Annotated in this window: 4 protein-coding genes; all 4 read left to right on the top strand. The window is 68.8% G+C overall.

Translation table 11 applies throughout. The features are described from left to right. The first annotated feature begins 81 nt into the window (after nucleotides 1-81). The 4 genes from mnmG (at nucleotide 82) to VI08_RS03550 (ending at nucleotide 7,276) form a co-directional block, all read left to right on the top strand. Nucleotides 82-1,956, top strand: coding sequence for a tRNA uridine-5-carboxymethylaminomethyl(34) synthesis enzyme MnmG (gene mnmG / locus VI08_RS03565; RefSeq protein WP_045828175.1), 1,875 nt, complete (start codon nucleotides 82-84; stop codon nucleotides 1,954-1,956). 74 nt (nucleotides 1,957-2,030) lie between these two features. Continuing rightward, nucleotides 2,031-2,807: an RDD family protein gene (locus VI08_RS03560; RefSeq protein ID WP_045828174.1), complete on the top strand. Its 777-nt coding sequence runs from the start codon at nucleotides 2,031-2,033 to the stop codon at nucleotides 2,805-2,807. An 82-nt stretch (nucleotides 2,808-2,889) separates the two neighbouring features. Further along, the gene (locus VI08_RS03555) at nucleotides 2,890-5,232 is read left to right on the top strand and encodes a Tex family protein (protein ID WP_045828173.1); all 2,343 of its coding nucleotides are present in this window, start codon (nucleotides 2,890-2,892) and stop codon (nucleotides 5,230-5,232) included. Between the two features lie 247 nt (nucleotides 5,233-5,479). Then, complete coding sequence (locus tag VI08_RS03550) at nucleotides 5,480-7,276, top strand: autotransporter outer membrane beta-barrel domain-containing protein (RefSeq protein WP_045828172.1); 1,797 nt, start codon at nucleotides 5,480-5,482, stop codon at nucleotides 7,274-7,276. Nucleotides 7,277-7,336 lie beyond the last annotated feature (60 nt).

Here is a 7,336-nt window from a genome sequence, read left to right as displayed (position 1 = left end):
CGCTCCCACAGGGGATGTAGCTCCCACCGCCCCCAACTGGCGCTAAAATAACCAACCTGGCCCTTCGCCCCCTCCTTTCCCATGCTGCATAAAGAAACCTACGACGTGATCGTGGTCGGTGGCGGCCACGCCGGTACCGAGGCTGCGCTTGCCGCGGCCCGCGTTGGCGCGCGCACGCTGCTGCTCAGCCACAACATCGAGACGATCGGCCAGATGAGCTGCAACCCGGCCATCGGCGGCATCGGCAAGGGCCACCTGGTGAAGGAGATCGATGCGCTCGGTGGCGCCATGGGCCGTGCGGCCGACCTGGCCGGCATCCAGTGGCGCACGCTCAACGCCTCGAAGGGCCCGGCCGTGCGCGCCACGCGCTGCCAGGCCGATCGCGCGCTGTACAAGGCCGCCATCCGCCACATCGTCGAGACCCAGCCCAACCTGCGGCTGTTCCAGCAAGCCGTGGACGACCTGCTGCTGGAGAACGGCCGCGTCATTGGCGTGCGCACGCAGATGGGCCTGGATTTCCACGCACCGGCCGTCGTGCTTACCGCCGGCACCTTCCTCGCTGGCAAAATCCACATCGGCCCCGCGCAGTACGCCGGTGGCCGCGCGGGCGACCCGCCCGCCTCCACGCTTGCCGCGAAGCTACGCGAGCTGCCCGTGGCGGCCGACCGCCTGAAGACCGGTACGCCACCGCGCATCGACAGCCGCAGCATCGATTTCAGCCAGCTCGAGGAGCAACCGGGCGATAACCCGATGCCGCACTTCTCGTTCATGGGCTCGGCCGCGGACCACCCGCGCCAGGTCAGCTGCTGGATCACCCACACCACCGAGGCCACGCACGAGCTCATCCGTGGCTCGCTCGATCGCTCCCCGCTTTACAGCGGCCAGATCGAGGGCGTGGGCCCACGCTACTGCCCGTCGATCGAAGACAAGGTGGTGCTCTTCGCCGACAAGCTCTCGCACCAGATCTTCGTCGAGCCCGAGGGCCTCGACACCTTCGAGATCTACCCCAACGGCATCTCCACCTCGCTGCCGTTCGACGTGCAGTACGCGCTGGTGCGTTCCATCCCGGGTTTCGAGAACGCGCACATCACGCGCCCCGGCTACGCCATCGAGTACGACTACTTCGACCCGCGCGGCCTGCAGCCATGGCTGGAAACCAAAGGCATCCCGGGCCTGTATTTCGCCGGCCAGATCAACGGCACCACCGGCTACGAAGAGGCCGGCGCGCAGGGCCTCATCGCCGGCATGAACGCCGCGCTGGCAACTCGTGGCGAGGCGCCGTGGTACCCGCGCCGCGACGAGGCCTACGTGGGCGTCCTCATCGACGACCTCACCACCAACGGCACCATCGAGCCGTACCGCATGTTCACCTCGCGCGCGGAATACCGCCTGCACCTGCGCGAGGACAACGCCGACCTGCGCCTCACGCCCGAGGGCTTCAAGCGTGGCGTGGTGCCCGAGGCACGCTTCGCCCGGCTCGAAGCCAAGCGCGAGGCCACCGAGCGGGAGACCGCACGCCTGCGCGGGTTGTGGGCCGCGCCCACCAACGCGCTGGGCGCGGCCGTGGAACGCTCGCTTGGCATCGCCGTCAGCCGCGAGACGCACGCGCTCGACCTGCTGCGCCGCCCGGAGCTGGGCTACGCGGCGCTGATGGCCGTGCCGGAGCTCGGCCCCGCGATCGACGACGCCGAAGTGGCCACCCAGGTCGAAGTGCAGGCCAAGTACAGCGGCTACCTCGAGCGCCAGCGCGACGAGATCGCGCGCCAGCGCCGCCACGAGGCCACGGCCATCCCGGGCGATTTCGACTACGACCGGGTACGCGGGCTTTCCGCCGAGGTGCTGCTCAAGCTGAAGCGCTCGCTGCCCGCCACCATCGGCCAGGCATCGCGCATCAGCGGCGTCACGCCGGCCGCCATTTCGCTGCTGCTGGTGCACCTGAAGCGGCGCGCGGCCTGACCTTCGGCCCTCGGCGGGCCGCGCGGGCATCTGGCATCATCCGTGGCAGTTAGCGAATAAACGGATGACACCCCATGCAAGTCTGGATTGGACGCAACGGCGAGCGCTTCGGCCCGTATTCGGACGACGAGGTGCGCCAGTGGCTGCGCGACGGCTCCACCCGCCCCGAGGAACTGGGCTGGTACGAAGGCATGACCGACTGGCGGCCGCTGGGTGAGCTGTTCCCCGACGACCGCGCCGCCCCGGGCACGGCCACCCCGCCGCCCCCGCCGCCGCGCGCGGAGCAGCCGTTCATGGGCATCACCGAGGATGCGGTGGCACCGGAATACGCCGGCTTCTGGCTGCGCTTCGGGGCCTGGGTGATCGACTACATCATCATCACCATCCCGGCCACGTTCATCGCCATGGCCATGGGCTTCCAGCACGCCATCACTGCCCTGTTCCGCGACATCGAGACCAACCAGGCCGCGGCCATGACGGCCTACATCGAGGCCGTGCGCCCGGTCACCTACGTGGTGCTGCTGCTTGGCTTCGCCTACTACGTGTTCTTCGAGGCCTCGAAGTGGCAGGCCACGCCGGGCAAGCTGGCGGTGGGTATCCGGGTCACCGATACCGCCGGCCAGCGCCTCACGGTGGGCCGCGCGGCGGGGCGCAACCTCATCCGCCTGGCCAACGCGGTGCCGGGCATCGGCGGTTTCCTGCCCATGGTGTTCTATGTCACCGCCGCGTTCTCCCAGCGCAAGCAGGGCATCCACGACATGCTGGCCAGCACCTACGTGCTGACGGGGCGCGCCGACAGCCGTGTAGTCGCTACCCCACGCAGTGGCGGGGGAAGCACCTTCGACGCCTGACGCCAACGGCTGACCCCGGCCAGGGGCCGGCCCCGCGTTCCTGCTTGCTATCATCGGCGGCCTAGCAACGCGCAGGAAAGACATGCTCAGCATCGAACAACGTATCGCCCAGGACATCGCCGCCAAGCCCGACCAGGTGCGCGCGGCGGTGGACCTCCTCGACGGCGGCGCCACCGTGCCGTTCATCGCCCGCTACCGCAAGGAAGTCACCGGCGGCCTCGACGACACCCAGCTCCGCCTGCTCGAAGAGCGCCTGCGCTACCTGCGCGAGCTGGAGGACCGCCGCGCGGCCATCGTCGAGAGCATCAACGAGCAGGGCAAGATGACCGACGCCCTGAAGGCCGACATCCTCAGCGCCGACACCAAGGCGCGCCTCGAGGACCTCTACCTGCCGTACAAGCCCAAGCGCCGCACCAAGGCCCAGATCGCCCGCGAGGCCGGCCTGGAGCCGCTCGCCACCGGCCTGCGCGACGACCCCTCGCTGGCGCCGGAAGCCTTCGCCGCCGGCTTTGTCGATGCGGAGAAGGGCGTGGCCGACACCAAGGCCGCCCTCGACGGCGCCCGCGCCATCCTCATGGAAACCATCGCCGAAGACGCCGCCCTGGTGGGCGAGCTCCGCGACTGGCTGTGGGAAAAGGGCCAGATCCGCGCCGTCGTCGTGGCGGGCAAGGAAAACGAAGGCGCCAAGTTCCGCGACTACTTCGACCACACCGAAGCCGTGGCCAAGATCCCGTCGCACCGCCTGCTCGCGCTCATGCGCGCCCGCAACGAGGGCGTCCTGGAGATCGACCTGAACCCGGCGCTCGATGCCGACCAGGGCCATGCCGAGGGCGAAGGCCGCGTGGCGGCACGCGCCGGCATCCACGACCGCGGCCGCCCGGCCGATGCGTGGCTGCGCGAAACGGTGCGCCTCACCTGGCGCGTAAAGCTGCACCTGCACCTCACGCTCGACCTCTTCGGCCGCGTGCGCGAGGGCGCGGAAGACGAGGCCATCCGCGTATTTGGCGAGAACCTGAAGGACCTGCTCCTGGCCGCCCCGGCCGGCAGCAAGACCGTGATGGGCCTCGACCCGGGCATCCGCACCGGCTGCAAGCTCGCCATCGTCGACGCCACGGGCAAGCTGCTGGCCTACGACACCATCTACCCGCACGAACCGCGCAACCAGTGGGACCAGTCCATGGCCCGCATCGCGCAGCTCAGCAAGCAGCATGGCGTGGACCTCATCGCCATCGGCAACGGCACCGCCTCGCGCGAGACCGACAAGCTGGTGGGCGATGTGATGCGCAAGGCACCCGACCTCAACCTGTCGAAGGTGGTGGTGAGCGAAGCCGGCGCGTCGGTTTATTCGGCCTCCGAGCTCGCCTCGAAGGAATTCCCCGAGCTCGACGTCTCCATCCGTGGCGCCGTCTCCATCGCGCGCCGCCTGCAGGATCCCCTCGCCGAGCTGGTGAAGATCGAGCCCAAGGCCATCGGCGTGGGCCAGTACCAGCACGACGTGAACCAGGTGAAGCTGGCCCGCGCGCTCGATGCACGCGTCGAGGATTGCGTGAACGCCGTGGGCGTGGACGTGAACACCGCCTCGGCACCGCTGCTGGCCCGCGTGGCCGGCCTGTCGTCCAGCGTGGCCGAGAACGTGGTGAAGCACCGCGACGCCAACGGCCCGTTCGGCAGCCGCAAGGATCTGCTCAAGGTGCCCCGCCTCGGCGACAAGGCATTCGAGCAGTGTGCCGGCTTCCTGCGCATCAGCGGCGGCACCAACCCGCTCGATGCCAGCTCGGTGCACCCCGAGGCCTATCCCGTGGTTGAGCGCATCCTCAAGCAGTGCGGTCGCGAGGTGAAGGCCGTCATCGGCGATACATCGTTCCTGCGCGGCCTGAAGGCCGAGGCGTTCACCGACGAGCAGTTCGGCGTGCCTACCGTGCGCGACATCCTCAAGGAACTGGAGAAGCCGGGCCGCGACCCGCGCCCCGAGTTCGTCGCGCCGAGCTTCGCCGAGGGCGTGGAAGACCTGAAGGACCTGAAGGTGGGCATGGTGCTCGAAGGCCGCGTCACCAACGTGGCGGCCTTCGGCGCGTTTGTCGACATCGGCGTGCACCAGGACGGCCTGGTCCACGTCTCGGCGCTGTCGCACACGTTCGTCAAGGATCCGCGCGACGCCGTGAAAGCCGGCGACATCGTCAAGGTGAAGGTGATGGAGGTGGACCTGCCGCGCAAGCGCATCGCCCTCACCATGCGCCTCGACGACGTGCCGGGCGAAGCCCGTACCGGCCGCCCGGGTGGCGCGCGCGACGACGCCCCTGGCGGCGGCAATCGCCGCGGCGGCCAGGGCGGTGGCGGCCGCCCGCAGCCGCAGGCGCCGAAGGCCGCCCCGGCACCGGCGAACAGCGCGTTCGCCGACGCGCTTACGAAGGCTCTCAAGCGCTGACCCCACCACACCGGTAGCAGCCCTGAAGAAGCTCCTGTGGGAGCCAGCTTGCTGGCGATGTGCTTGCCGCAGGCCCCATCGCCAGCAAGCTGGCTCCCACAGGGCATCCACATGCGCTACCGCCACGGGGCATCGCCCACGGGGTGGGCTCCTACATGGATTGACTGCGGCGGCGCAGCATGCGCCGCCGTATGGCTTCGGCTACCGTAACGTTTCTCTAACGCCCCACACACGGAGTGATTAAAAAATGCGTATCCGCTCTCTTGCCGGCGCCATCGGTGCCGCCCTTCTGTTCAGTGCCGGGGCGCACGCCGACGGGTTCCAGCAGGTCGTATCGTTCGGCGACAGCCTGAGCGATAACGGCAACGTCGCCCTCCTTTCCGGTTCGCCCGTCGTCACCCGCTTCACCACCAACCCGGGCACCGTCGCGGTCGAGAACATCGCGAAGTACTTCAACCTCGAGCTCACCCCGTCGCTCCAGGGCGGCACGGATTACGCCTTCGGTGGCGCGCGCGCCGCCATCGCCAACCCGGTGCCGGCCACCTCGGCGCAGATCCAGCAGTACCTCACCGCGAACGGCGGCAAGGCCAACCCGAACACGCTGTACACCATGTGGATCGGCGCCAACGATATCCTCGCCGCCACCGCCAACCCGGCCACGGCCCAGGTGGTGGTCGGCACCGCCGCGCAGAACGAAGTGGGCCAGATCAAGGCCCTGCAGGCCGCCGGCGCCAAGACCATCGTCGTCTTCAACCTGCCCGACATCGGCAAGACCCCGGCCGCCCAGTCGCAAGGCGCCGCGGCCGCCGCTGGCGTCACCCAGCTGGCCCAGCTCTACAACGGCATCCTTTCCGGCGGCCTGGCCTCGTCGAACAAGGGCATCGTGCCCATCGACACCTACACGCTGCTCAACGAAGTCATCGCCAACCCGGGCGCGTATGGCTTCACCAACGTCAAGGTCCCGGCCTGCACCACGGCCAGCTCCATCACCTGTTCGCCCGCCACGCTGCGCGACCCCAACGCCGCGCAGACCTGGCTGTTCGCCGACGGCATCCACCCCACCACCGCGGCCCACGCCCTGCTCGGCCAGTACGCCATCTCGGTCATCGAGGCGCCGCGGCAGATCTCGTTGCTCGGCGAAGCGGGCCTCGCCTCCGATGCTGCGCACCAGCGCGCGCTGCGTAACGAAATGCTCGCCGACAACTTCGGCGCGGAATCGCGTGTGTTCGCGTCGGTCGACTACGGCCAGCTGAAGTACAAGGACACCGACAACTCGCCGAAGACCGACAGCGATAACGTCACGCTCACCGTGGGTGCCGATGCACGCATCAACGACAACTTCAGCGCCGGCGTGGCCCTTGGCCTCACCCAGGCCAACGCCGACTTCAAGGGCGGTGGCGGCTACAAGATGCAGGACATCGCCGGCACCGGCTATGCCTTCTACCACCAGGGTGGTGGCTACGTCGGTGCGTTCGCCACCTTCGGCCAGCTGAGCTTCACCGATATCGACCGCCACATCGACCTCGGCACCGCGCAGCGCACCGAAACCGGCAAGACCGATGGCTCGCATGTCGGCGGCGGCCTCACCGGCGGCTTCTGGTTCGGTAGCGATACGCTGAAGACCGGCCCGTTCGCCACGGTGGAATTCGAGCAGCTGCGCGTGTTCGGCTACGACGAGCGCAACAACACCAGCACCTCGATGACCTTCGGCAAGCAGATCCGCAACGCGCGCATCGAGACCCTCGGCTGGCGCCTGCAGGGCGCATGGGCGGCGGGCAGCACCACGGTGCACCCGTTCGTCGAAGTGGCCTACAACCACGATGGCCGCGCGGAAGACCGCTACGTCACCGCCGGCCTCACCAACATGAGCGGCAAGTTCCAACTGCAGGGCTTCACGCCGGACAAGACCTGGGCCACGGCCGACGTGGGCGTCTCCGCCGACTTCAGCCAGCGCTGGAGCGGCTGGGCCAGCTACAGCGGCCGTTTCAGCGACGATACGCAGCGCCTCAACAGCCTGAACCTCGGGCTGAAGATGGCCTTCTAAAGGGCCAGCTACCGCAAATAAAAAAACGCCGGCTTTCGCCGGCGTTTTTTTTGCACTACT

It is taken from the genome of Luteibacter yeojuensis, from assembly GCF_000964085.1.
Lineage (GTDB): Bacteria > Pseudomonadota > Gammaproteobacteria > Xanthomonadales > Rhodanobacteraceae > Luteibacter > Luteibacter yeojuensis_A.
The sequence above is the reverse complement of the archived record's forward strand: the minus strand, read 5'-3'. Positions and strand labels throughout refer to the sequence as shown.

What these genes read in the sequence shown, in the direction of transcription:
- VI08_RS03555 (WP_045828173.1), top strand. Translation starts at nt 2,890, where the DNA reads ATGCTCAGCATCGAACAACGTATCGCCCAGGACATCGCCGCCAAGCCC.
- VI08_RS03560 (WP_045828174.1), top strand. Translation starts at nt 2,031, where the DNA reads ATGCAAGTCTGGATTGGACGCAACGGCGAGCGCTTCGGCCCGTATTCG.
- VI08_RS03550 (WP_045828172.1), top strand. Translation starts at nt 5,480, where the DNA reads ATGCGTATCCGCTCTCTTGCCGGCGCCATCGGTGCCGCCCTTCTGTTC.
- mnmG (WP_045828175.1), top strand. Translation starts at nt 82, where the DNA reads ATGCTGCATAAAGAAACCTACGACGTGATCGTGGTCGGTGGCGGCCAC.